Below are 675 nucleotides of genomic sequence, written 5' to 3'. Positions count from 1 at the left end.
CCACATCCACTTCCGTATTTGACTTTTCGCAAGCGGAGTTCCTGGTCACCGGCACGGCCGAATTTAGAGGCGGCACGGTAACCATTGCTAATCCGCTGCCGGCTGAACTTACAATTCCAATCGTCAGCGGAACCATGCTGTTGAACGCGGACCAAACGCTCGACTCGGTTGAATATCTATTGGCGACGGTTGGCGGGAGTGGCGATGTGGTGTTCTCCGGCAACTCGCTGCTCAACGGTCTGACGCTCGAGGGAACCGGCACGGCGACCGTAGCCGCCAATGCCGACCTGAGTGTTGCTGGATTTAATGCCACGTTCCACCGCAGCGTGGAGAACTTCGGCCGCGTACGAACGAATAGCAGTCGAATCACGCTCAACGAAACGTTTATCAACCGATCGGGCGGTCAACTCGTTGTCGCCGGCGGCGGGATCATCAGTGGTTCGGCGTCCATCCTCAACGAAGGCACCTTCTCCAAGTCGGGGACGACGCTATCCCAGTTAAACGTCGAAATAGTCAACACGGGTGACTTCCTTGTTGCCGACGGTGAACTCAAACTCACCGAGGGGTCAACAACCACTTCGATTGACGTACCAGAGGGTGCCGCACTTCGATTCAACCGCACCTTCACGTTCAGCCCCGGCACGGCATTAACGGGTGCCGGCTCCGTCGAGTTTT

General features: G+C 57.2%; 1 protein-coding gene. It reads left to right on the top strand.

Going from position 1 to position 675, the window contains the following annotated elements:
- On the top strand, positions 1-675 hold a 675-nt coding region (locus NG895_RS00005; protein WP_252850377.1), incomplete at both ends, for a hypothetical protein.

Origin of the sequence: Aeoliella straminimaris (genome assembly GCF_024054565.1) — a bacterium.
Taxonomy (GTDB): domain Bacteria; phylum Planctomycetota; class Planctomycetia; order Pirellulales; family Lacipirellulaceae; genus Aeoliella; species Aeoliella straminimaris.
Note: the sequence above shows the minus strand (reverse complement) of the source record. Positions and strands in the feature narration are given on the sequence as shown.